This window comes from Yoonia sp. SDW83-1 (assembly GCF_046762885.1).
Lineage (GTDB): Bacteria > Pseudomonadota > Alphaproteobacteria > Rhodobacterales > Rhodobacteraceae > Yoonia.
The window spans coordinates 27,062-51,050 of record NZ_JBKQXO010000020.1 but is presented as its reverse complement, the minus strand read 5'-3'; the positions used below and the strand labels follow the sequence as shown (position 1 = coordinate 51,050).

Genomic DNA, 23,989 nt, shown 5'->3' with positions numbered 1-23,989 from the left:
CCGCCACTCGACCATCGGCTATCTAAGCCCTATGACATTCGAGGAGCGAGCAATGAAAGCTTAAGTTGCCGTCCACAAAACCGGCAGCAGGCCAACCGTCTTTACGCCACTCAAGCATGTGCTTCAGATCGAGGGTGATCCGGATATCATTCATCAACGAAGCCAATCTAAAAAGACACAGCTCACGATCCGCTTCATCGACCTGCTCTTGGACGCCGGCGCGGACATCAACTTGACCGGCACGTTGGGGGAATCTGTTCTCCACACGGCGGCGATGTGGTCTTCGCCGACCGTCATACATCACTTACTATCTTGTGGGGCGGACCCAATGCTCTTTGATAATGAGCGTCAGCAAGCACAACCCATTTACTATGCAAAGTTCCATGGGAGATGGGAGGCTCATGCAGTTCTCCAAAAAGCGATGAAGGCCCGGAGTCAGTAATCGCAGCGCATGTGAAGAGCAGACATGGGCGCATCTCACGACATTGATCAGAAGGGCTCAGATCTGCCCAACAACTGACGCGGAGCAGCCCCTGCCAATTCCTAACGCTGTCTTAACACTTCCACCGCACGCCCAGTTAACCGGGCAAACCCAGCCCAAATTGTCCGACGCAAGTCCGACGTTTTGCCGACGCGATGCCGACACGCCAATATGGCGAAAAACCTAGCGTTAACGGCTGATTCGCCAAAAATCGCCGGCCACCGTGCGGTACCCCCTCCGCGCAACACCACCGAACGTTGCTAACCCGTTTTGGCAACCTGATCGCGCAACAGGCGCCGCAGGATCTTTCCAGAGGCCGATTTCGGGATCTCATCAACGAAATGGATTTGGTGAACCTGTTTGTAATGCGCCAGTAGATCATCCAGATGCGCAGTGATGGCCGCAGCATCCGGGGCGTTTTCACCTGCCACGACAAAGGCAATCGGCAATTCGCCCGTCTCCGGGTCGGGCAGGCCAATTACGGCGGCATCGGTGATGCCATCCATGGCGACCAGTGTCGCCTCCAACTCTGCCGGGGCGACCTGGAAGCCTTTGAATTTGATCAGTTCTTTCAGCCGATCCACAATGAACATATAGCCATCGGCATCAATCAGGGCGATATCGCCGGTGCGCAGCCATCCATCAGCGGTGATCGTCTCAGCAGTGGCTTTGGGGTTGTTGAGATAGCCCTGCATGGCCTGCGGGCCTTTGATCCACAGCTCACCTTCTTCGCCAGCGGGCAGGTCGGCCCCGGTGTCGATATCGACAATCCGGCAAGTGGTGTTCGGGACCGCCTGACCGGACGCGCCGGGCCGGTTGCCCGTGCCGGGGGTGATGTGGGAAACCGGGCTCAGCTCGGTCATGCCATAGCCTTGTAAAGACACACAATTCAGGCGTTCACCCACCGCATTGGACAGGTCCGCCCCCATCGGCGCGGCACCTGAAAACACCTGTTCGACAGAACCCAGATCATACTCATCCACCAGCGGGTGTTTGGCCAGAGCGAGCGCCACGGGCGGCACGATCCACATACGCCGCGATTTGTGATCCTGGCAGATTTGCAGAAACAGCGGCAGGTCAAACCGGGGCATGGTCACAACAGCACCGCCACCGGCCAGATGTACATTCATCAGCACGGTCATCCCATAGATATGAAAGAATGGCAGGAAACCCGCCGCGACCTCACCTGCCTGAAAATCGGCGGCACGGATGATCTGATCCACGTTCACCACAAGGTTACGATGCGACAGCATCACCCCTTTGGGCAGACCTGTTGTGCCAGAGGAATAGGGCAGCACGACAGTGTGATGGTCGAGGTCAACTGTAACCTGCGCATCAATCGGATCACCGAAAAGTGCCGCGAATTCCGGCGTGCCGATGGCCACGACGGGAATGTCGCCCGCGCCATCCCGCGCCGTGTCCATGAAATCCGGGATGGTGATCAGGATTTCCGCTTTGGAATCATCAAGTTGGTGGCGCACCTCATTGGCGGTATAGGTCGGGTTCAGCGTCGTGATCGTCCCCCCTGCCCACGCAACGGCATGAAAGATCACGCAGTATTCGGGGATGTTGGGGGCCATCAGGGCCACGGTATGCCCTTGACCCAGCCCGGCTGATGTCAGCCCACCCGCCAGTCGTTTGACCTTATCCATGAAGTCACCCGCCGTCAGGTTGCGCCCGCTGGGTCCGTCCGTCAGCACCACCGCGTCCGCGCGGTCCTTGAGCCCTGCAAAAACGCGTTCCGTGATGGATTGATCGGTGATGGCAACATCGGCGAATGGGTTATTGTATTCTGTCATGGGGTCCTCCGTCTTGCGATCATGGCACAGTGATTTGCGCCGGGCGAGTGTCTTGTCGTTTTGCTGTGCCCGTGCCTTAGTGCGGCCATGACACATGATGAGTTATTGGAATGGTCGCGACGCGCGGCTGAGTGGGCGCTGGACTATCACAAGGGCCTGCGCGACAGACCGGTGCGGGCGCAGGTCGATTATGGGGCGACAGCGGCGCGGTTACCTGCCACCGCACCCGAAGCACCGGAACCGATAGAGCAGATTTTCTATGATTTTCAGGCGGTTGTGCCTGATGCCATGACCCATTGGCAGCATCCCCGCTTCTTTGCCTATTTCCCTGCAAACGCATCCCCGGCCTCAATGTTGGCCGAGCAACTGGCGAATGCGATCGCCGCACAGGCGATGCTCTGGCAGACCTCGCCCGCAGCAACAGAGATCGAGCAGGTGATGATGACCTGGCTGCGTGAGGCGTTGGGTTTGGCGGATCACTTCACCGGGACGATCCATGACAGTGCAACAACCGCAACCCTGTCTGCCGTGCTGACAATGCGCGACAGGGCCATGGGCTGGCGGTCGGTTGAAGAGGGGTTATGTGGAGGGCCGCGTTTGCGTATCTACGCCTCGGCCCAGACCCATTCTTCGGTCGATAAGGCGGTGCGGCTGGCCGGAATTGGGCAGGCCAATCTGGTGAAGGTGCCGGTGCGGGATGATTTCGGGATGGACCCTGCCGCGCTTGACGCGGCAATCCGGGCGGATCTTGCGGCGGGATATCGGCCTGCAGGAGTCGTGATTTGTTCTGGCGGCACGTCGATTGGGGCGTTTGATCCGGTCGCGGAATGTGTGGCGGTGGCGCGGGCGCATGATCTTTACACCCATGTGGATGCCGCCTGGGCCGGGTCGGCAATGATTTGTTCAGAATTTCGGGGTTTATGGGCAGGCGTTGACGCGGCTGACAGTGTTGTCTTCAACCCGCACAAATGGCTGGGCATACAGTTTGACTGTGCGGTGCAGTTCCTTGCTGATCCCGCGCCGCAGATCCGGTCGCTGGGCCTGCGCCCGGACTATCTGCAGACGCTGGGACAGGACGAGATCGTCAATTTCAACGAATGGACGGTGCCGCTGGGCCGCCGTTTCCGCGCGTTGAAGATCTGGTTCGTGCTGCGGGCTTATGGGTTAGACGGGTTGCGGGCGCGGATCCGCAATCATGTGGCATGGGCTGCGGAACTGGCTGACGTGATTGGCGGTATGGACGGGTTCGAGATTGTCACGCCGCCCGCATTGTCGCTGTTCACGTTCCGCTATCGCGACGACGCGGCGACCGAGGCACTGCTGGCCCGCGTCAATGATGACGGTCGGGTTTATCTGACGCAGACCCGGCATGACGGGCAGTTCGTGATCCGGGTGCAGATCGGACAGTTCGATTGCACCCGCGATGATGTGATGATGGTGGCGCAGGTGCTTTCAGAAATTTCGTGACGAAATTTCTGGCGCGGACAGAATTTTGGCCAAAATTTTGTTCAGCGCACACCGATATCGGCAAGCGCCCTCGTCAGTTCAGGCGGCAGGGCCTCTTCGGATTGGCGGCTTTGCGGAAGATCGCGCGGGGCGTCGGCGACAGGAAGATAACGCCAGCCCTGAAAGGCGCGTTTCGGGGTTGCTTCGACCCTGATGAGACCGGGTTTGCAGACGATCGCACAACGGCGGATGCCGTCCGCGCCGATATATTCGTCAAGCCGCAAGACCGGCTGGCGGCAGAGGATCACACCTTTGATCACCCAGAAGATCGAGCCGCCATTGAGGATTTCATCGCCCCGTTTCGGCCACATGCGGGTGACGTGGCGCGGCAGACCGTCATCTGTCTGCGCGCGCTTGGTCGCTTGCCATGCTGAAAGACCCGCGACGTCTTCGGTGCCGACGGATAGTTTCAGCAGATGAACAGTCTTTGACATCAATCCCCCCCGGGATGGTAGTGAACAGATAAGGCGTTTGGGTTCTACTTCAATGATAAGCCAAGAACTGGTTTATGTAGTGTTGTGGTTGAGATCAACCACTATATGTGGTATTGAGTTTCATTAATTCCCCGTTTTCAAGTCCATCCTAACCCCGTAAGATGCAGGCCTTGCCTGCCGCCAGAGGAGATTCCCCCAATGACCGTCTTTGCCGCCCCGATTGCCGAACAGATCTGGGATATGAAGTACCGGTTCAAACAGGCCGATGGCACACCGATTGACGAGACGGTTGAGGATACCTGGCGGCGGATCGCATCGGCGCTGGCGGCGGTCGAAAAGGACCCGGCGGCGTGGGAAGGCCGGTTCTATGACGCTTTGGCGGATTTCAAATATCTGCCCGCGGGTCGGATCACTGCGGGCGCAGGCACGGCCCGGTCGGTGACGCTGTTCAACTGCTTTGTCATGGGCACGATCCCCGACACGATGAGCGGGATTTTCGACGGGTTGAAAGAGGCCGCCTTGACCATGCAGCAGGGCGGCGGGATCGGATACGACTTCTCGACCATCCGGCCCAAGGGGGCTGAGGTCATAGGGGTGGCGGCGGATGCCTCCGGCCCGCTGTCGTTCATGGATGTCTGGGATGCGATGTGCCGCACGATCATGTCCGCCGGATCACGCCGGGGGGCGATGATGGCCACGATGCGTTGCGACCATCCGGATATCGAGGATTTCATCACCGCCAAATCTGATCCCGCCCGGCTGCGCATGTTCAACATGTCCGTGCTGGTGACCGATCCGTTCATGGAGGCGGTGAAAGCTGATGCGTCCTGGGACCTGGTGTTCGGCGGCAAGGTTTATGAAACCGTGCAAGCCCGTGATCTTTGGGACGCGATCATGCGGTCGACCTATGATTACGCTGAACCGGGCGTGATCTTCATCGACCGGATCAACCAGATGAACAATCTGAACTATTGCGAGACGATTGCGGCCACGAACCCCTGTGGAGAGCAGCCCTTGCCGCCCTATGGCGCCTGTTTGCTGGGCTCGATCAATCTGGCACGGCTGGTGAACGACCCATTTGATGCTGCGGCGGCGCTGGATCAGGACGCTCTGATCGCGTTGGTGGCAACGGCCGTGCGGATGATGGATAATGTGGTCGATGCCTCGCAATTTCCCCTGGATGCGCAGGCGCAGGAAGCACATGCCAAGCGTCGGATCGGCCTTGGGGTGACCGGGCTGGCGGATGCATTGCTGATGGTCGGTCTGCGCTATGGCTCTGAAGAGGCAGCGGCGCAGACGGATCGATGGATGCACGCCATTGCGCGAGCGGCCTATCTGGCATCGGTGGAACTGGCGAAAGAAAAGGGTGCGTTTCCGCTTTTCGATGCGGATAAGTTTCTCGCATCTGGCGCAATGCAACATATGGATGCGGATGTCAAAGACGCGATCCGTCAAAATGGCATACGAAATGCGCTTTTGACGTCAATTGCGCCAACCGGTACGATCAGCCTGTACGCGGGCAATGTGTCCTCGGGGATCGAACCTGTCTTTGCCTATGCCTATACGCGGAAGGTTCTACAGAAAGACGGATCGCGGACCGAGGAAGAGGTGGTTGATTATGCCGTTCAGCTCTGGCGCGATCTGAAAGGGGATGCGCCCTTGCCAGACTATTTCGTGAATGCACAGACGCTGGCACCGCTGGACCATGTGCGCATGCAGGCCGCGGCACAGAAATGGGTTGATTCATCAATTTCCAAGACGATCAACTGCCCCGAGGATATCAGCTTTGATAACTTCAAAGAGGTCTATATGGCCGCTTGGGATCAGGGCTGTAAAGGCTGCACAACTTACCGACCAAATGATGTGACCGGTTCTGTGTTGAGCGTTTCGGATGAGGCGTCGCCGTCAGAGGTCCCCGATCAGGTCCGGGACGGGGATGAGGGGGCCGAGGTCGTCTATATGTCCGAACCGCTGGACCGCCCGCAGGAATTGGAGGGGGCGACCTACAAACTGAAATGGCCCGATAGCGAGCATGCGATCTATATCACGGTCAATGATCTGGTGATCGCGGGGCACAGGCGTCCATTCGAGGTCTTCATCAACTCCAAAAACATGGAGCATTTCGCCTGGACCGTCGCGCTGACCCGGATGATTTCAGCCGTGTTCCGGCGCGGTGGGGACGTGTCTTTTGTGGTCGAGGAGTTGAAGGCCGTCTTTGATCCCCGCGGTGGGGCCTGGATGCAGGGGAAGTATGTGCCGTCGATCCTGGCTGCGATTGGTGGGGTGATCGAGAAACACATGATCTCAATCGGGTTTTTGGCCGGCGAAGGGATGGGTCTGAAGGCTGATCCGACAGCAGACGTGGTGGCCATTAACGGCGTACCGCGCGGCAAGGCATGTTCATCCTGCGGATCCTATGAGATGCGAATGATCGAAGGTTGCATGACCTGTGGGTCCTGCGGGTATTCGAAATGCGGGTAGGGGGTGAGGTGGGGGCTGTTGTGAAACACGTCACCCGAAATGGCGTTGTGGGTCTAGCGATCAGCCTCCGAACTGCCAAGTGCCTAGTCGCGATCATCCTTGAAAGACATGATAATTTAACCAATTAGCCCTCCTAAAGCAGATCGTCGATTGCGCGGAACGTGGTTGCCATTGTGTCTCGAGCCCCTCGCTAGGTCCCATTGTCGTTTCAACCCAAGGTTGGTGCTTTTGCGTATTGAAAAGAGAGCCGTAGCCGATCGAAATACCTGCCTAATTGGAATTTTCCCAACTCGGGTGAGGGGCTGATGAGGAGCCTCATATCTTTGTCTTGTTGCGTTCAGACGATGTTATTTGCCCAACGATCTCAAATCGAGAAAGCAGGCTTACGACGAAGAAAATCGCGGCACCTGCGATGAGGAAGCCCCAGAAATTTGGTTCATAGGCCTCCCTGCCTTCACGATAGATATTCAAACCATTAACGTTCCTGAGAACATAAAAACAGGCGAGCGCGACTCCAAAGAAACTGGGTAGTGTCACTGTGAAGTATCGGCGAACACGATGTTCACCTGTCAAGTAAAGCAGTTGTCCACAACCGCCGCACAAATGATAGTCGGTCCGATTGTGGGCGCGATACGGATTGGTCGCATACATTTTTCGCGGGGACTGCGGGCGGTCGCAATTCGGGCATCGTATCCCGACGATCTCGGACCACCAGCTTGGGCGCTCGCCGATCCGGGGGGCGCTGATGCGGAGCGGGGTTTCAACAACGCGGGTCAAGTGTTCCCCTTAACGATCCCAGGCATTGGTGGATTTCGTAAGTCTGAAAGATGTATGCGATCTGCGGGGTATGTCCCGCCCGGCATCGCCGGGCAGCGCCCGGACCTCCCCCATGTGGAGGGCGCTTTTGCGGCGTTGTGAAAGGCGCATCTGTTGCGAGTAAGTGCGTGCCGCAAAAAAGACACCTCGCAGCGCCCGCTCCGAGGTCCGGGCGCTGCCCTCTATCGGTCATCGCATTACAAATCCATCAGCAACCGCCGTGGATCCTCCAGCGCTTCTTTCACACGCACGAGGAACGTGACCGCCCCTTTGCCGTCCACGATCCGGTGGTCGTAGGATAGCGCCAGATACATCATGGGGCGGATCACCACCTGGCCGTTGATCGCCATTGGACGATCCTGGATCTTGTGCATGCCGAGGATGCCTGATTGCGGGGGGTTCAGGATCGGCGAGGACATGAGGCTGCCGTAGACACCGCCGTTGGAGATGGTGAACGTGCCGCCTTGCATTTCGGCCATGCTCAGCTTGCCGTCGCGGGCTTTTGCGCCCATTTCGGCGATGGATTTTTCGATGGTGGCGAATGACATCTGGTCGGCGTCGTTGATCACGGGGACCACAAGCCCGGTGGGTGTGCCAGCGGCGATCCCCATATTGACGTAGTTTTTGTAGACCACATCGGTGCCGTCGATTTCGGCGTTGACCTCTGGCACCTCTTTCAGGGCATGGCAGCAGGCCTTGGTGAAGAAGGACATGAAGCCGAGTTTGACCCCGTGTTTCTTTAGGAACAGGTCCTTGTATTCGTTGCGCAGCGCCATGACCTCGGTCATGTCGACCTCGTTATAGGTGGTCAGCATGGCGGCTGTGTTCTGACTGTCTTTCAGCCGTTTGGCGATGGTCTGGCGCAGCCGGGTCATCTTGACCCGTTCCTCGCGGTCGGCCTGATCGGCGGGGACGGGTGCGCGCGGGGCCGGGGCAGGGGCGGGCGCCTCTGATTTGCCAGCCAAGGCGTTCAACACGTCCTCTTTCATCACGCGGCCATCCTTGCCGGTGCCTTGCACGTCAGTCAGGTCGTTTTCGGCCATCAGCTTCTTGGCCGATGGGGCGTCTTCGACATCCTTGGCCGCCTTTGCAGGGGCCGGTGCAGCCTCGGCCTTGGCTTCCGCCTTTGGCGCTTCGGCTTTGGGGGCAGGTGCGGCGTCGCCTTCGGCGATTTGAGCGAGCAGGGCGTCGACACCGACGGTCTCCCCCTCAGCCGCTACGATTTCCGACAGAGTGCCAGCCACGGGGCTGGGCACCTCGACCGTGACCTTGTCGGTTTCCAGTTCGCACAGCATTTCGTCGACGGCGACGGCATCGCCGGGTTGCTTGAACCATGTGGCGACGGTGGCCTCGGTCACGGATTCGCCAAGGGTGGGGACGCGGACTTCGGTGCTCATTACTTGTTTCCTTCGATGGTCAGGGCGTCGTTCACGAGCGCCTCTTGCTGTGCTTTGTGCTGGCTGGCGAGCCCGGTGGCGGGCGACGCCGCAGCGGCGCGGCCTGCATAGACAGGGCGTGTGTGCTTTGCGCCGATCCGGGTCAGGACCCACTCAAGATTTGGTTCCATGAACGACCAGGCTCCCTGGTTCTTGGGCTCTTCCTGGCACCAGATCATTTCGGCATTCTTGAATCGTTCGAGTTCATTGACCGCTGATTGGGCGGGGAATGGATAGAACTGTTCGAACCGCAGGATGTAGATATCCTTGATCCCGCGCTTGTCCCGTTCTTCCAGCAGGTCGAAATAGACTTTGCCCGAGCACATGATGACCCGCTTGATCTTGCTATCGGCGACCAGTTTGGTGTCGGAGTTACCGTGCTGGGCATCATCCCACAGGACCCGATGGAAAGAAGACCCGGTCGTGAATTCTTCTTTCTTCGACACCGCCAGCTTGTGCCGCAGTAGTGATTTGGGGGTCATCAGGATGAGCGGTTTGCGGAATGTCCGGTGCAACTGACGACGCAACAGGTGGAAATAGTTGGCTGGAGTCGTGCAATTGGCCACGATCCAGTTGTCGCCACCGCACATGGTGAGGAACCGTTCCAGACGGGCGCTGGAGTGTTCCGGCCCTTGTCCTTCGTAGCCATGGGGCAGCAGGCAGACGAGGCCGGACATGCGCAGCCATTTGCTTTCGCCTGACGAAATGAACTGGTCGAACATGATCTGCGCGCCATTGGCGAAATCGCCGAACTGCGCCTCCCACAGGGTCAGGGCGTTGGGTTCCGCGAGGGAGTAGCCGTATTCGAAACCAAGCACCGCGTATTCCGAGAGCATCGAGTCGATGACCTCATAATGCGCCTGACCGTCGCGGATATTGTTGAGCGGGTAATACCGTTCTTCGGTTTCCTGGTTCACGAGGCCTGAATGCCGCTGGCTGAACGTGCCACGGGCCGAATCCTGCCCGGCAAGCCGTACCGGGTACCCCTCGGTCAGGAGTGATCCGAAGGCCAGCGCCTCGCCCGTGGCCCAGTCGATCCCCTCACCGGTTTCGAACATCTTGGCCTTGGCATCGAGCAGGCGCGCGACGGTTTTGTGCAACGGGAAGTTGTCAGGCGCTTTGCTGAGCGCCTTTCCAACCTCGTCAAAGGTCTTTTCCTCGATCGCCGTGGCGCCGCGCTGATAGTCTTCCTCCTTGCGGTCGAGATGCGACCATTTCCCGTCGAGCCAGTCGGCCTTGTTGGGTTTGTAAGATTTACCGGATTCAAATTCTTCGTTCAGATGCGCCTGGAAGGCGGCTTTCATATCTTCGATTTCGCCTTCGGGGATCAACCCGTCATTGACCAAGCGTTCCGTGTACAACGTAAGCGTTGTCTTCTGCTTTTTGATCTTCTTGTACATGAGCGGGTTGGTGAACATTGGCTCATCGCCTTCGTTATGCCCAAACCGGCGGTAGCAGATGATATCCAGTACAACGTCCTTGTGGAATTTCTGACGGAATTCGGTGGCCACGCGGGCGGCATGCACGACCGCCTCTGGATCGTCGCCATTGACGTGGAAAATCGGCGCCTCGACCATCAGTGCGATGTCAGTCGGGTAGGGTGATGAACGCGAAAAATGTGGCGCCGTCGTAAACCCGATCTGGTTGTTGACCACGATATGCATGGTGCCGCCGGTCTTGTGACCGCGCAGGCCGGACAGGCCGAACCCTTCGGCAACCACGCCCTGGCCTGCAAAAGCTGCATCGCCATGTAGCAGGATCGCCATGACCTTGGTCCGGTCCTCGTCATTCAACTGGTCTTGCTTGGCGCGGACCTTGCCCAGAACAACGGGGTTCACGGCCTCAAGGTGTGAGGGGTTTGCGGTGAGCGACAGGTGCACGGTGTTGTCGTCGAATGTCCGATCCGATGACGCGCCGAGGTGGTATTTTACATCGCCCGAGCCGTCGACATCTTCGGGCTTAAAGCTACCACCCTGGAATTCGTTGAAGATGGCGCGGTACGGCTTTTCCATGACGTTCGCCAGCACCGACAACCGCCCCCGGTGAGGCATGCCGATGACGATATCCTCCAGCCCCAGCTGCCCGCCGCGCTTGATGATCTGTTCCATCGCGGGGATCAGGCTTTCGCCGCCATCAAGGCCGAACCGTTTGGTGCCCATGTATTTGACATGGAGGAATTTTTCGAAACCCTCGGCCTCGACAAGGGAGTTCAGGATCGCCTTGCGGCCATTCTTGGTGAAAGCGATTTCCTTACCGTAGCCTTCGATCCGCTCTTTCAGCCAACCCGCCTCTTCCGGATTGGAGATATGCATGTATTGCAGGGCGAAGGTGCCGCAATAAGTGCGTTGCACGATGGCGATAATCTCGTTCATCGTCGCCATTTCGAGGCCGAGGACATTGTCGATAAAGATCGGGCGGTCCATGTCGGCGGCCGTGAAGCCGTAGGAGGCCGGGTCAAGTTCGGGATGCGGGGTGTTTTCACGCATGTCCAGCGGGTCAAGATCGGCGATCAGGTGCCCCCGGATGCGATAGGCGCGGATGATCATCAGGGCGCGGATGGAGTCGAGCACGGCGGCGCGGACCTGCTCTTGGGAAAGGTCAACGCCCTTTTCTGCGGCCTTGTCCTTGATCTTTTTCCCCGCCGCCTCGGGTTCGGCGGGCCATTGGCCGTCAAGAGCGGCAGTTAGGTCATCGGCAGGGGCAGGGGGCCAGTCGGTGCGCGCCCAGCTTGGGCCGGTAGCTTCGGCCTTGGCGTCGGCGGGGGCGTCACCGAGCGAGCGGAAGAATGCTTGCCATTGCTCATCGACTGCACCCGGGTTGTCGGCGTAGCGGGCATAGAGCTGTTCGACATATTCAGCATTGTGCCCCTGCAGGAAGCTGGAGGCATGGAAGACGTCGTTAGTTGGCTGTTCGGTCATTGGAACTCGACTCCTACTCAAGCGGTCGTGAAATGCGTAGATTCGTGGGTTTGACGTGGAAATAAGGCAGCTCATTGACCTCAGTTGGGAGTGTCGCAAGGGCTGATTCAAGCGCCTCAACCTCCCAGACATCCAGCTCGCGACGTGTCCCGAAAGCGAGCCATTTAAGGCTGCGCCGACCCAAGTCCGTCTCTGATCTTGGGAGGTCAAAATATCCAAGTATTGCGTCTTCCAGACCCGGCGGTCCTGCTAGATAGCAGCGCGGGTTGGAGTCGCGGACGCGATCAATATTGATGATGGCTATGGAGTGCCCGTTCAGGCGATAGCCGGGCGGAGGTCCATCAAGCTCGTAGTAATCGATGGTTTGTGCCGCCAGCATAACCGCTCCTCCTATCAAATTGAGCGGATCGAGCGCACTATCCCACTGGCTCGCAAGAACCTGAGATAGCACTGTTTCCATCGGGGCATCGGGATGCCTGACCCATCCCGCACGGGTGATCAAGAGATCGAATTGCTCCCGGTCTTCAGGGACGTCTAGGCAAAGCTCTAGAGCTGCTTTGATAGGCTCTAGTTCGGTCTCCGCTACTCCTTCGGCCCCCAGTTGGGCCGCAGCCACGATTAGCCCCAGCGCCGGCATCGGCACGAAGAACAGGCGGCTGGCGAGGGCCTCACGCCGGTTCCCCCAATGGGTATTGTGGATATCGTGGCGCCCGGTGTTCATTAATTGCCAATCGCCTCAAGTACAGCCTCGCCCAGCGTCGCGGGGCTATCTGCCACCACGATCCCGGCGCTCTTCATGGCTTCGATCTTGCTTTCCGCGTCGCCCTTGCCGCCGGCCACGATGGCGCCAGCATGGCCCATGCGGCGGCCGGGAGGGGCGGTGCGCCCGGCGATGAAACCGGCGGTGGGTTTCCAGCGGCCTTTCTTCTTTTGGGCGGTCAGGAATTCGGCGGCTTCTTCCTCGGCTGTGCCCCCGATTTCGCCGATCATGATCATGGAATGCGTCTCATCATCGTCCAGGAACATGTCCAGCACGTCGATATGTTCGGTCCCCTTGATCGGATCGCCGCCGATGCCGACGGCGGTAGATTGGCCAAGGCCGCTGTCAGAGGTCTGTTTGACCGCCTCATAAGTCAGCGTGCCAGAGCGGGAGACAACACCGACCGACCCGCGCTTGTGGATGTGCCCGGGCATGATGCCGATTTTGCAGGCGTCGGGCGTGATGATGCCGGGGCAGTTGGGGCCGATCAGGCGGGAGGCGGAGCCCTCCAGCGCCTTTTTCACGCGCATCATGTCGAGGACGGGGATGCCTTCGGTGATGCAGATGATCAGTTCCATCTCGGCATCAATCGCCTCAAGGATCGAGTCCGCTGCGAAGGGTGGGGGGACATAGATGACGGATGCGTTCGCCTCGGTCTTCGCCTTCGCCTCGTGCACGGAGTTGTAGACGGGCAAGTCCAGATGGGTCGTGCCGCCCTTGCCGGGGGTCACGCCGCCGACCATCTTGGTGCCATAGGCGATGGCTTGTTCTGAGTGGAATGTGCCTTGGGAGCCGGTGAGGCCCTGGCAGATGACTTTGGTGTTTTCGTTTACGAGAATGGCCATGTTGGTTGGTCCTTCATTCTAATTCAGAGTCTTCGCCGAAAAGCGAACTTACATATGTTGGTTGGAGTCGTTCGCAATTCTCGTCACCGAGATTGCAGAATTTGGTCTGCTGGGCGGCCAGTGGAGGTCTGCCGGTTTCATCGCTCGAACGGAACCAGACTCTCGGATTCCGGACCTGATCATCACCAGATCTCACTACACATTCAGCATGCATGTGATGATAACCTATTTCAGTCGTAAATACCGCTTCACCAAAGACCATCCGAATCTGGTTGGCTGTGATTGGTTCGAAATTGGCACCATTGAGATCAAGAAGTTGAGGTGCAAAAAAACTAATACTCAATCCATAGCGCGTATCACGTGCAGTTAACTGCGATATTGCTGAAACGCAGGCGACACACTCGTTGTCATAGCCGTAGCCATTAAGGTCACAGCGGTGATCAACAGTAACGTCGGCGCTTGCAGCGCTTGCGCTAAAAACAAGCGATAGGAGTGCTTGCCTCAGCATCTCTAGCCTTTAACCGCCTTCACGATCTTCTGTGCGCCGTCTTTCAGATCATCCGCCGCGATGACGTCCAGCCCGGAATTGTTGATGATCTCTTTGCCCTTTTCGACGTTCGTGCCTTCTAGACGCACCACCAGCGGCACCTTGAGACCGACCTCTTTCACCGCTGACACCACACCCTCGGCGATGACGTCGCAGCGCATGATGCCGCCGAAGATATTCACCAGGATGCCTTTGACATTGGGGTCGGATGTGATGATCTTGAACGCCTCGGTCACCTTCTCCTTGGTCGCACCGCCGCCCACGTCGAGGAAGTTGGCAGGTTCGGCCCCGTAGAGCTTGATGATGTCCATCGTCGCCATGGCAAGGCCTGCGCCGTTGACCATGCAGCCGATTTCACCATCGAGCGCGATGTAGTTGAGGTCAAACTTGGATGCGGCAAGTTCCTTGGGGTCTTCTTCCGTCTCATCCCGCAGCGCGGCCACATCGGCGTGGCGGTAGACCGCGTTGCCGTCGAAGGCGACCTTGGCGTCCAGCACTTTCAGGTCGCCCTTGTCGGTGACGATCAACGGGTTGATTTCCAGCATCTCCATGTCTTTCTCGACGAAGGCTTTGTAAAGCTGGCCCATCAGCGTCACGCATTGCTTGACCTGCTGACCGCTGAGGCCGAGGGCGAATGCCACACGCCGTCCATGGAACGGCTGATAGCCGGTGGCGGGGTCCACGGTGAAATTCAGGATCTTTTCGGGTGTGTTGGCAGCGACTTCTTCGATGTCCATGCCGCCTTCGGTCGAACAGACAAAGCCGATCCGGCTGGTCTGGCGGTCGACGAGAAGGGCAAGATACATCTCGGTTTCAATGCCGGAACCATCTTCGATATAGATGCGGTTGACCTGTTTGCCTGCTGGCCCGGTCTGATGCGTCACAAGCGTGCGGCCGAGCATTTTCTTGGCTTCCTGTGCGGCCTCTTCCACCGATTTGGCGAGGCGCACGCCGCCTGCTTCGCCCGCGTCCGCCTCTTTGAACTTGCCTTTGCCGCGTCCGCCCGCGTGGATCTGTGCCTTCACCACCCAAAGCGGGCCGTCGAGTTCGCCAGCGGCGGTCTTGGCTTCTTCCGCGCGCATGACAGGGCGGCCGTCGGAAACGGGAGCCCCGTAGCTGCGCAAAAGGGCTTTGGCCTGATATTCGTGGATGTTCATGAGGACTGGTCCAATATGGCTGCGGTTTCATCTACTTAGAGCACAAGGAATTAAGGGATTCTAACCCAAATATCCGTGAAGTCGGGATATTCGAACATTTGTGATCACACTTTTTCATCGTGTGATCACAAATTTTGATTGTGAGCGTCTCACCGCCGATTTTGGAAGGTTTGAAGAGATTCGCAAAGCTGATAGGCAAGGGCAGATGAGTGTAACAGACCCAACATGGTCCGTGGTCGCGACCGTGGACGAGCCGCCAGCGCTGTTGCAGGCGTTTGTGGCTTGGCATTTGTCATTGGGCGCATCGGAAGTCTTTTTATATTTTGACCGGCCTGATGATCCGGCGATATCGTTGTTGGCCGGGCTGCCGCAAGTGGTTGTGATGCGATGCGATGAGGCCCATTGGCTGCGGTTGGATCGCCGCCGTCCTTTCAAGCAAGAGGTGCGGCAGGCCCGCAATGCGTCGCTGGCTTATCGACAGACACGCAGCGATTGGCTGCTGCACATCGACGCAGATGAGTTTTTGTGGCCGTCGCAACCGGTCGCCGACTGTCTTGCAGGCGCCGCGGTCGAGGCCGATTGCCTGACTGTACCGGTGGCTGAACGCATGTTCGTTGCCGGATCACAGAGCGACAGCATCTTTTCCGGTGTGTTCCGCCGCCCGTTCAGTTCTGACATGAATGATGGCAGTGCGGTTTTCGGGATCAGGAACGGACCGACATTGCGCGGTCTGACCGGCCACACGATTGGCAAGGCGTTCAGCCGGTCCGGGCGGGGCCTCGATATCTCCATCCATCGTCCGCGCCCAGCACAGGGTTCAGAGGCGGAGCTGATTTCGGCCCGTGCGCAAGGGTTGGAGTTGCTTCATTTTGAAGGGCTGACCCCGCTGCACTGGATCTACAAGCTGGTCAGGATGGCAAAGGTGATCGCTTTTCATAACGGTCTGGTTGCGCCACCGCATCGGCAGCAGCAGATGGAAAGCGTTCTGGCGGACCCCAAAGGCGCGTTGGAGTTGCACGATCTGCTAAAGGTCGCGGATGTGGCTTTGCTGGATGCTTTGGACAATCACGGGTTAGCGTTGCGCGCAGGGTTCGACCCTGCGGACGCGATGCGGACCTGCTTTGCCGGTGCATTGCCTGATCTGTCGGCCGATGCTTTGGACGCATGGCTATGGGCCGAACGGGGTGAGCTGTTGCACCGGCGTGGATTTTCGTGGCTTCAAAGCAGCTAAAAGGGTGCCGGTTTCGGCGCCCTAATTCAGAGTGAAGGCGAATAGCGCAAAGTTACCCCCCGTGACACGGTCAAACTGTGTCATGGCATTGCCGGTCGCCAGCGGTCCGCGCTCCATGTAGGGGGCTATATCAGAGCCTGCGATCACGCCAATCACATCAAGGGCTGATGGGTTTTCCAGCCATTTGTTTAGGTTGATTCCAACCTGGTCGCCGGTCCGCCAGTGGGGGATCAAAAGCTCGCCTTCAATCACCATCGACGCTTCGGTCAGAACGGCCTGCCAGGCGCTGTCGATATTGTCAGGGAAAAGCATGCCGAGCGCGCTGTCCTGCGTAGCGTTGGGGATGAACTCCATATCATTGTCGGTTTCGGCGCGCACTCGGTCCCAAAACACCAGATTGTGGCTGATCACCGCACGGAAATCATCAAGGGCCGCCCGAGTGTGGGTCGGATCGGGTTCCCGTTCCAGCACGCCAAGCACGATTGTGATGAGATCGGCCAACTCTTCGTCCTGCGGCGAGATGAACATCATTGGCGCGGGTCCGTTGCGCAGTTCTGCGATGGTGGCGGCATTTGTCTGAACCTTGGCGATGATATCGGTAGGGTCGAATGCAATCACCATTTCGGCCGTGCCTGAGAAGACGTGGGTATAAGCCTGGAGCCACGCGGCGTCGGAGGTATCAAAGGTCACGGTTGGCGCACCACCGGCGGCCGCAAAGGCGTCGAGCGTGTCCTGCACTTGCCACCGGCTGACGAAAAGCGGGACCATGACTGGCAGCAGATCCTCGTTTTCGTCGCGGATACCGTTGGCGTTGATGTCGAACCAGATCTGGTTGAGGTCCAGTGTGACCGCGACGTCGTCAGTGTCCTTGATGGGCGAGAGTGCCTGTTGCGCCTGATCCATGCTTGTCCCGATCTGTTGGAACAGGTTGGTGATCACGTCTGGTGTGAACGGATCGGGGTTAGGGTTGAAGTTCAGTTCGGTGCTGAGCCCCGGAATACCCATATCAAGGTCGTTCAGGCCGACACGGTAGCGTTCTTGAAATGTGGCTTCGATCCCTTGCAGGAACAGTGCGCCGCCGAGGGCAAAGCGGTCGGACGGCGTCGGGTTTTCGATGTCAGACAGTGCGGCCACTGTTCCGGTGATGCCAAGCTCACTGAATTGAACGCTGTAATCCTGGGCAGTGGCGGTTTGGGCTGCTAGGGCAAGGCCTGATGCAATGATCAGTGAGGGAATGGGTTTTGGCATATCTGGCTCCATATGAACATATTATTGAACATAGTTCACGGATTAGTAAATGGGAAGAGGGTTACATCATTTTTGCGGAGCGCGGCAAGAAAAAAAAGGGCGCCCCGCAGGTGAGCGCCCTATCAAAATAGTTGATTTATGGAAGTCTAGCCCAGGCTGCTGTCGATCCCTTTGCAGGCCTCGACCAGACCTTTGACCGCGTCGACAGATTTGTCGAACATGGCCTGTTCGTCCTTGTTCATCTTGATTTCCACCACGCGCTCGATGCCGCCTGCGCCGATGATCGTCGGCACGCCAACATAGAAACCGTCAAGCCCATAGGCCCCCTCGACATGGGCAGCACAGGGCAGAAGCCGCTTTTGGTCTTTCAGATAAGCCTCGGCCATTTCGATGGCCGATGTGGCGGGCGCGTAGAAGGCAGAACCGGTTTTCAGAAGGCCCACGATTTCGGCACCGCCGTCACGGGTCCGCTGCACGATGGCATCCAGTTTTTCCTGTGTTGTCCAACCCATTTGCACCAGGTCGGGCAGTGGGATGCCGGCGACGGTGGAATACCGTGTCAGAGGCACCATCGTGTCGCCGTGGCCGCCCAGAACAAAGGCGGTGACGTCGCGCATTGACACTTCAAATTCTTCGGCAAGGAAGTGACGGAAGCGGGCACTATCCAGCACGCCGGCCATGCCACAAACCTTTTCATGGGGCAGGCCCGAGAATTCGCGCAGTGCCCAGACCATCGCGTCGAGAGGGTTGGTGATACAGATGACAAAGGCATTGGGGGCGTGGGCGGCAATACCCTCGCCGACGGATTTCATGACCTTGAGGTTGATACCCAGAAGGTCGTCGCGCGACATGCCCGGTTTGCGAGGCACACCGGCGGTGACGATGCAGACATCGGCGCCAGCGATATCCGCATAGTCATTGGTGCCTTTGAAGCTGCCGTCAAACTTGGCCGCCGGGCCAGATTCGGCGATATCGAGTGCCTTGCCCTGTGGGATGCCTTCGGCGATGTCGAAAAGAATGACGTCGCCGAGTTCTTTGACAGCGGCAAGGTGCGCAAGCGTGCCGCCAATCTGTCCGGCACCGATAAGGGCAATTTTGGGTCTGGCCATGGGATCAAATCCTGTCCTGGTTGGTTTGGCCGTGTGCCTAGTCTTTTGACGCCGCAGGTGCAAGTCTAGGACAGAAAGGTGTGATCAAAAGGGACGCCCGGTGGAAGGGACAGTATTCTGGTTGGCGGCCCTCGTGGCAGCGGTCTTTATCGGGTTGGGTAAAGGCGGGGTGCCGGTGATCACGGCGCTCGCGGTCCCGGTGCTGGCGTTGGTCATTTCGCCCGTTGCAGCGGCAGGGCTGCTGCTGCCGGTTTTCATCGTTTCGGATGTTTTTGGGCTGGTGGCCTACCGCAAATCATTCGATTGGCCGGTTCTGCGGATCATGATGGTGGCCATGCCGCCAGGTGTTCTGATTGGTTACTTAACTGTTAATATCGTCTCTGAGGGGCTGATCACCCTGCTGCTGGGTCTGATTGGCGCAGTCTTTGCCCTGAACCTGATGTTACGACGCCCCGCCGATGGGCCACCGCGCAAACCGCGCTGGCGACCGGGGTTGTTTTGGGGAACAATTACCGGCTTCACTAGTTTCGTGAGCCATTCCGGCGCCGTGCCTTATCAGGTGTTCACCCTACCGCTGCGCATGCCCAAGATTGCGTTTGTCGGTACGGTGACCGTCGCCTTTGCCTATATCAACGTCATCAAACTGATCCCTTACTACCTGTTGGGGCAGTTGAGTGTCGCGAACCTGAAAACGGCGGGGATCCTGATGATCCCCGCCGCTCTGGCCGTGTTGGCCGGTGTGCGATTGGTGCGTATCGTGCCGGAGAAACTGTTTTTCAGGCTCGTGATCTGGGCACTATTGCTATTGTCTCTGAAATTGATCTGGGACGGATTGCGGCAGATGTGGCTTCAGGTACCCTGATCGGTATTTGGCAACGCCTCTGCCACTTGCTGGAACGATTGGCCTGCTGCGACAAGGCAGCTGGGGCCGCCGGGCCGCGTGACCACAATGGTCCAACTGCCGGTTTCGGTGGAGGCAAAAACCTCAACCACAGAATTGTCGCTGCCAAGACCGATGGATTGGCGGCTTTCGCCATAGTTTACAGCGAGCCGTTCAACAACGGCGGCATGTGGCGCGCAATTGCGCGACTGGGCATTGGCATGGTTGGCGGCCAGCATCACGGCGCCGATCCCAAAGGACATCAGAAATAGATTACGCTTCATTTGGTTCACCTTTCTGCGAGAGACGATGACCGCGGCTGATCGTCCGTCGCAGTCGGTAAGTGGAACAAATTTGCGATTAACTTGCCGCAAATTGGTTAACACACCGTGACGGTGGGATGTTTGCTGCGATGCGGCATTTTCCGGTTGAATGATTTGCCAAATTCAGGCCATGTTCGCGCAACAATACTGCGAGGAAGATTCGATGCATGACCGCCCCTATCGCTCGGCCCTGTACATTCCCGGCTCAAAGGATCGTGCGCTGGCCAAGGCGCGCGGCCTGCCGGTCGATGTGATCCTGTTTGACCTTGAAGATGCGGTTGCGCCCGATGCCAAGGTGGCCGCGCGCGATACGCTGAACAGCGCTTTGGCCGATGGTGGATATGGGTCGCGGCTGCGGATTGTGCGGATCAACGGGCTGGATACCGAATGGGGTGCCGCTGATGCCGCCGCCGTTGCTGCAATGGATTGCGACGGTGTTTTGCTGCCAAAGGTGAACAGCCCGGCTGATGTCGATGCCTTGGCTGCCCTTGTTCCGGATTTGCCGATCTGGGCCATGATGGAAACTCCGCAAGGGGTGCTGAATGCGGCGAGCATTGCTGCCCATCCCCGCATGGCGGGATTTGTGCTTGGTACCAATGATCTGGCCAAAGATCTGAATTCACGCGGGCGCGCAGCGTTGATGACGTCGCTGCAGATTTGCCTGTTGGCTGCCAAGGCGGCAGGCATCGTCGCGTTGGATGGCGTCTATAACGCCTTCAAGGATGAAGATGGGCTGCGCGCAGAATGTGCCGAAGGCCGCGACATGGGTTTTGACGGAAAAACACTGATACATCCTGCTCAAGTGGCGATTGCCAATGCCGCCTTTGGCCCGACCGAGGATGAGATTGATCTGGCGAAACGCCAGATAGCCGCGTTCGAAGCGGCCGAGGCCGAAGGGCAGGGTGTGGCGGTGGTGGATGGCCGCATCGTCGAGAACTTGCATATTGTCACCGCGCGGGCGACCTTGGCCAAAGCCGAAGCCATCGCTGCATTGGAGAGTGCATGAACCTTTTGATCGCTGGTGTTGCCCTGTGGTGGGCGGTGCATTTGTTCAAACGTATTGCACCGGGTCCACGAGCACGTCTGGGGGAGCCGGGCAAGGGGCTGGTCGCGCTACTGTTGGTCGGGAGCATTATCCTGATGGTGATCGGCTATCGCTCGGCCGAGGGGGCTTTTTATTGGGGCCGCGACCCGATGTGGGTTGGCATCAACAACCTGCTGATGGTGCCTGCGTTCTACTTCTATGCCGCCAGCGGGGCAAAGGGGGCCAAGATCTGGCTCGGCACCAAGGTGCGCCATCCGCAACTGACCGGGTTTTCAATCTGGGCTGTCGCGCACCTGCTGGTGAATGGTGATACGCCGTCCTTTGTCCTGTTCGGTGGCCTGCTGATCTGGGCGATTGTCGAGATTTTGCTGATCAATGCGCAGGAGGGGCCGTGGACCCCACCACCCCGCGCGCCCTTCAAGAAAGAGATTGTCGCGATCGTGGTGACCATCGTGGTCGTCGTGGTTGTGATGGGAATTCACTATTGGCTGGGCGTGCCGCCCTGGGGATAACATGACCAAGATTTATCGTTTGCTGACCGAAGATGACACCTCTGCCTTCTGCCACAAGGTTTCCGAAGCTTTGTCGCAGGGCTGGGAGTTATATGGTGATCCCACTTATGCTTTTGACCACGCCAATGGTGTGATGCGCTGTGGTCAGGCGGTGACCAAGAATGTGGATGTGCCCTATTCCAAAGACATGAAGCTGGGCCAGCAATGACCAAGACCAATCCGGGCCGGTTTTTTGAAGACTACGCCGTTGGCGATGTGATCACCCATGCCGTGCCGCGGACCATTTCCGGTGGTGAGCGAGCGATGTATCACGCGCTATACCCCGCGCGGGGTGCTTTGTATTCATCGGATGAATTTGCCCGCGCCTGTGGTTTGCCCGCGTCGCCAGTGGATGATCTGATAACTTTTCACACGGTCTTTGGCAAAACGGTGCCCGATGTATCCCTGAACGCAGTGGCCAATCTGGGTTACGCGGATGGGCGTTGGCTCGCGCCGGTTTATCCGGGCGATACCCTGACATCGATTTCCGAGGTCATCGGGGTCAAGCAGAACTCCAACGGAAAGTCGGGCGTGGTCTGGGTGCGGACCACAGGGCGCAATCAGCATGGGCAGGATGTACTAAGCTACGTGCGTTGGGTGATGGTGCGCAAGCGCGGTGACGGGGCTGCGCCCGAGGCGATCATCCCCGAACTGCCGAAGGCCGTTGCCGCCACTGATCTGGTGGTGCCGGCAGGTCTTTCATTTGACAATTACGATTTTGCCCTGGCGGGAGAGCCGCACCGGTTACAGGACTATACCGTTGGTGAAATCATCGATCACGTGGATGGTGTGACCATCGAAGAGGCCGAACACATGCTGGCCACGCGGCTTTGGCAGAACACGGCCAAAGTGCATTTTGATGCAACCAATCGCGAAGACGGGAAGCGGCTGATCTATGGGGGTCATGTCATATCGCTGGCTCGCGCCTTGTCATTCAATGGGCTGGCCAACGCGCAGATGATTGTCGCGTTGAACGGCGGTGCGCATGCCAACCCCTGTTTCGCCGGTGATACCGTGCGAGCGTGGTCCGAAGTGTTGGAGATAGAGCAGACAGACGCACCTGGTGTTGGTGCGATCCGTTTGCGTCTGGTTGCGACAAAAGGGGAAGCGGGTCACTTGCGCGATGAGAATGGCAAATACTTGCCCGATGTCCTCCTCGACCTCGATTATTGGGCGCTGATGCCTGTTTAGAAGGATTGTGGCGGGCGAGGGCATTGGTGTGTAGGCTAATGCTATGCGCGCCGTCCTCATTGCCAGCCTGATCGGTTCTGCAGCACCTTTGGATGCCTGCGAGGTGGCGCTCATGCTGGCCGTCGACGTGTCAGGGTCTGTCGATAATGAAGAGTACCGGGTGCAGGCGGATGGCTTGGCTGCGGCACTTCTGGATAGCACGGTCATGGCCGCGCTGATCGAAGGCAAGGTCGAGCTGGCCATGATGCAATGGACAGGCTCGGGCCGACAAGTGGTTGTCATCAACTGGACGACGATGAAAGGCGAAGAAGAGGTGCTGGCCTTTGCCGATCAAGTTGCCCTGCAGCGACGTCTTTGGCGGGACTACTCAACCGCGGTGGGTGAGGCCATGGCACTGTCGCTCGACTATTTTGGCGCCGTGCCGGAATGCAAACGGCATGTCATTGATATTTCGGGAGACGGCGAAAGCAACGAAGGGCGATTGCCGCGATCGGTCTGGGCGGACTTGGCGAAGTCAAATGTAACGGTAAATGCGCTGGTCATTGAAGAAAGCGAGCCTGGTTTGACCACCTATTTCGAGAACGAAGTCATCACGGGACCCGGGGCGTTTGCTGTGACCGCAATGACGTTTGACGACTATCCGGAGCAGATTATTCGAAAACTATACCGGGAGCTGACGCAGGCGGTTGCTGGCCTCGACTTGCCCTAGGTGTTTGATCCTACGGTTCGATGGCTTCGTTATTACTCCATGGCGACCTGATCCAAGGTCTTGATTGATCCGAATTATTGCGTCTTGATGCGATCATGAAATTTTTCAGCTCGCTTCTTTTGTCATTCCTGCCCTTGTCGGCTTTGGCACAATCCTGCGACCCCTCAACAGATGCGGACATCCCGGTATTCGAAGAGGCAAAGACAGCATTTCTCAGAACTGACTATCGGGCCTTTGCAAATTTGGTTGATGACTACATCCCGACGATGGATGCGCAGTTCAAAGGCTTGTTTGGACCGCTTGATGCGTTCGAGCCGCAGGGATATGACCGGTGTCGCACCATCCTGCAACGGCGCGAGGAACCGGCGTTTTATCAGGAAATCGTGCTTTACTTTCCGAAAGGCAGTGCCGTGCCACTTGCGCTGCACCTTACCGGGGCCGAGGTCGATGGCGAGATCCGGATGCTGGAATTCACTTACAACACCTCCATTAGTACCGTTCTGGACAAGCTGCGCTAGACCT

The 23,989-nt window shown here is 58.2% G+C and carries 23 protein-coding genes; 11 read left to right on the top strand and 12 right to left on the bottom strand.

Annotation, left to right across the window (positions count from 1 at the left end; translation table 11 throughout):
• Window positions 1–118 precede the first annotated feature (118 nt).
• Window positions 119–442 (top strand): hypothetical protein, encoded by a 324-nt coding sequence (locus tag ACFWW4_RS19645; RefSeq protein WP_411892414.1) that lies wholly within the window; start codon window positions 119–121, stop codon window positions 440–442.
• Between the two features lie 299 nt (window positions 443–741).
• Here the strand turns inward: ACFWW4_RS19645 and ACFWW4_RS19640 are convergent, their stop codons facing one another.
• A complete protein-coding gene (locus ACFWW4_RS19640) occupies window positions 742–2,280 on the bottom strand; it encodes an AMP-binding protein (protein WP_411892413.1) in 1,539 nt (512 codons plus the stop codon).
• A gap of 87 nt (window positions 2,281–2,367) precedes the next feature.
• Between ACFWW4_RS19640 and ACFWW4_RS19635 the strand changes: the two genes are divergently transcribed.
• Complete coding sequence (locus ACFWW4_RS19635) at window positions 2,368–3,747, top strand: pyridoxal phosphate-dependent decarboxylase family protein (RefSeq protein WP_411892412.1); 1,380 nt, start codon at window positions 2,368–2,370, stop codon at window positions 3,745–3,747.
• 41 nt (window positions 3,748–3,788) lie between these two features.
• Here the strand turns inward: ACFWW4_RS19635 and ACFWW4_RS19630 are convergent, their stop codons facing one another.
• A complete protein-coding gene (locus tag ACFWW4_RS19630) occupies window positions 3,789–4,220 on the bottom strand; it encodes a DUF1489 family protein (protein WP_393932479.1) in 432 nt (143 codons plus the stop codon).
• Between the two features lie 198 nt (window positions 4,221–4,418).
• On the opposite strand from ACFWW4_RS19630, the gene ACFWW4_RS19625 reads away from it, so the two are divergent.
• Window positions 4,419–6,701, top strand: coding sequence for an adenosylcobalamin-dependent ribonucleoside-diphosphate reductase (locus ACFWW4_RS19625; protein WP_411892411.1), 2,283 nt, complete (start codon window positions 4,419–4,421; stop codon window positions 6,699–6,701).
• Between the two features lie 315 nt (window positions 6,702–7,016).
• Here the strand turns inward: ACFWW4_RS19625 and ACFWW4_RS19620 are convergent, their stop codons facing one another.
• The 7 genes from ACFWW4_RS19620 to sucC form a co-directional block, all read right to left on the bottom strand.
• The gene (locus tag ACFWW4_RS19620; protein WP_411892410.1) at window positions 7,017–7,478 is read right to left on the bottom strand and encodes a hypothetical protein; all 462 of its coding nucleotides are present in this window, start codon (window positions 7,476–7,478) and stop codon (window positions 7,017–7,019) included.
• A gap of 236 nt (window positions 7,479–7,714) precedes the next feature.
• The gene (gene odhB, locus ACFWW4_RS19615) at window positions 7,715–8,914 is read right to left on the bottom strand and encodes a 2-oxoglutarate dehydrogenase complex dihydrolipoyllysine-residue succinyltransferase (protein WP_411892409.1); all 1,200 of its coding nucleotides are present in this window, start codon (window positions 8,912–8,914) and stop codon (window positions 7,715–7,717) included.
• Complete coding sequence (locus tag ACFWW4_RS19610) at window positions 8,914–11,871, bottom strand: 2-oxoglutarate dehydrogenase E1 component (RefSeq protein ID WP_411892408.1); 2,958 nt, start codon at window positions 11,869–11,871, stop codon at window positions 8,914–8,916. Before ACFWW4_RS19610 ends, odhB begins: the two co-directional genes overlap by 1 nt.
• 13 nt (window positions 11,872–11,884) lie before the next feature.
• A complete protein-coding gene (locus ACFWW4_RS19605; protein ID WP_411892407.1) occupies window positions 11,885–12,592 on the bottom strand; it encodes a hypothetical protein in 708 nt (235 codons plus the stop codon).
• Window positions 12,592–13,476: a succinate--CoA ligase subunit alpha gene (gene sucD / locus ACFWW4_RS19600; protein WP_411892406.1), complete on the bottom strand. Its 885-nt coding sequence runs from the start codon at window positions 13,474–13,476 to the stop codon at window positions 12,592–12,594. Before sucD ends, ACFWW4_RS19605 begins: the two co-directional genes overlap by 1 nt.
• A 13-nt stretch (window positions 13,477–13,489) precedes the next feature.
• Entirely contained in the window at window positions 13,490–13,984 is a 495-nt protein-coding gene (locus tag ACFWW4_RS19595; protein WP_411892405.1) for a hypothetical protein, read from the bottom strand.
• A gap of 2 nt (window positions 13,985–13,986) precedes the next feature.
• A complete protein-coding gene (sucC, locus tag ACFWW4_RS19590; protein WP_411892404.1) occupies window positions 13,987–15,180 on the bottom strand; it encodes an ADP-forming succinate--CoA ligase subunit beta in 1,194 nt (397 codons plus the stop codon).
• 205 nt (window positions 15,181–15,385) lie between these two features.
• On the opposite strand from sucC, the gene ACFWW4_RS19585 reads away from it, so the two are divergent.
• Window positions 15,386–16,411, top strand: a complete 1,026-nt coding sequence (locus ACFWW4_RS19585) for a glycosyltransferase family 2 protein (RefSeq protein WP_411892403.1) — start codon at window positions 15,386–15,388, stop codon at window positions 16,409–16,411.
• A gap of 21 nt (window positions 16,412–16,432) precedes the next feature.
• Here the strand turns inward: ACFWW4_RS19585 and ACFWW4_RS19580 are convergent, their stop codons facing one another.
• On the bottom strand, window positions 16,433–17,659 hold the full coding sequence (locus ACFWW4_RS19580) for a hypothetical protein (RefSeq protein WP_411892402.1): 1,227 nt from the start codon (window positions 17,657–17,659) through the stop codon (window positions 16,433–16,435).
• Between the two features lie 146 nt (window positions 17,660–17,805).
• Entirely contained in the window at window positions 17,806–18,768 is a 963-nt protein-coding gene (gene mdh / locus ACFWW4_RS19575) for a malate dehydrogenase (protein ID WP_393927688.1), read from the bottom strand.
• Between the two features lie 100 nt (window positions 18,769–18,868).
• On the opposite strand from mdh, the gene ACFWW4_RS19570 reads away from it, so the two are divergent.
• Window positions 18,869–19,630: a sulfite exporter TauE/SafE family protein gene (locus tag ACFWW4_RS19570; RefSeq protein WP_411892401.1), complete on the top strand. Its 762-nt coding sequence runs from the start codon at window positions 18,869–18,871 to the stop codon at window positions 19,628–19,630.
• Here ACFWW4_RS19570 and ACFWW4_RS19565 read toward each other — a convergent pair.
• A complete protein-coding gene (locus tag ACFWW4_RS19565; protein ID WP_411892400.1) occupies window positions 19,618–19,932 on the bottom strand; it encodes a hypothetical protein in 315 nt (104 codons plus the stop codon). The two genes, ACFWW4_RS19570 and ACFWW4_RS19565, sit on opposite strands and share 13 nt — an antisense overlap.
• A gap of 202 nt (window positions 19,933–20,134) precedes the next feature.
• Between ACFWW4_RS19565 and ACFWW4_RS19560 the strand changes: the two genes are divergently transcribed.
• From ACFWW4_RS19560 to ACFWW4_RS19535, 6 genes are all read left to right on the top strand, one after another.
• Window positions 20,135–20,977 (top strand): HpcH/HpaI aldolase/citrate lyase family protein, encoded by an 843-nt coding sequence (locus tag ACFWW4_RS19560; protein WP_411892399.1) that lies wholly within the window; start codon window positions 20,135–20,137, stop codon window positions 20,975–20,977.
• Window positions 20,974–21,528, top strand: coding sequence for an NnrU family protein (locus tag ACFWW4_RS19555; protein ID WP_411892398.1), 555 nt, complete (start codon window positions 20,974–20,976; stop codon window positions 21,526–21,528). The genes ACFWW4_RS19560 and ACFWW4_RS19555 overlap by 4 nt, the downstream gene beginning before the upstream one ends.
• Before the next feature lies 1 nt (window position 21,529).
• On the top strand, window positions 21,530–21,736 hold the full coding sequence (locus tag ACFWW4_RS19550; RefSeq protein WP_411892397.1) for a DUF1737 domain-containing protein: 207 nt from the start codon (window positions 21,530–21,532) through the stop codon (window positions 21,734–21,736).
• Window positions 21,733–22,758, top strand: a complete 1,026-nt coding sequence (locus tag ACFWW4_RS19545) for a MaoC family dehydratase (RefSeq protein ID WP_411892396.1) — start codon at window positions 21,733–21,735, stop codon at window positions 22,756–22,758. The genes ACFWW4_RS19550 and ACFWW4_RS19545 overlap by 4 nt, the downstream gene beginning before the upstream one ends.
• Window positions 22,759–22,801: 43 nt before the next feature.
• Window positions 22,802–23,467 (top strand): DUF1194 domain-containing protein, encoded by a 666-nt coding sequence (locus ACFWW4_RS19540; RefSeq protein ID WP_411892395.1) that lies wholly within the window; start codon window positions 22,802–22,804, stop codon window positions 23,465–23,467.
• Between the two features lie 95 nt (window positions 23,468–23,562).
• Entirely contained in the window at window positions 23,563–23,985 is a 423-nt protein-coding gene (locus ACFWW4_RS19535) for a hypothetical protein (protein WP_411892394.1), read from the top strand.
• Window positions 23,986–23,989: the final 4 nt, after the last annotated feature.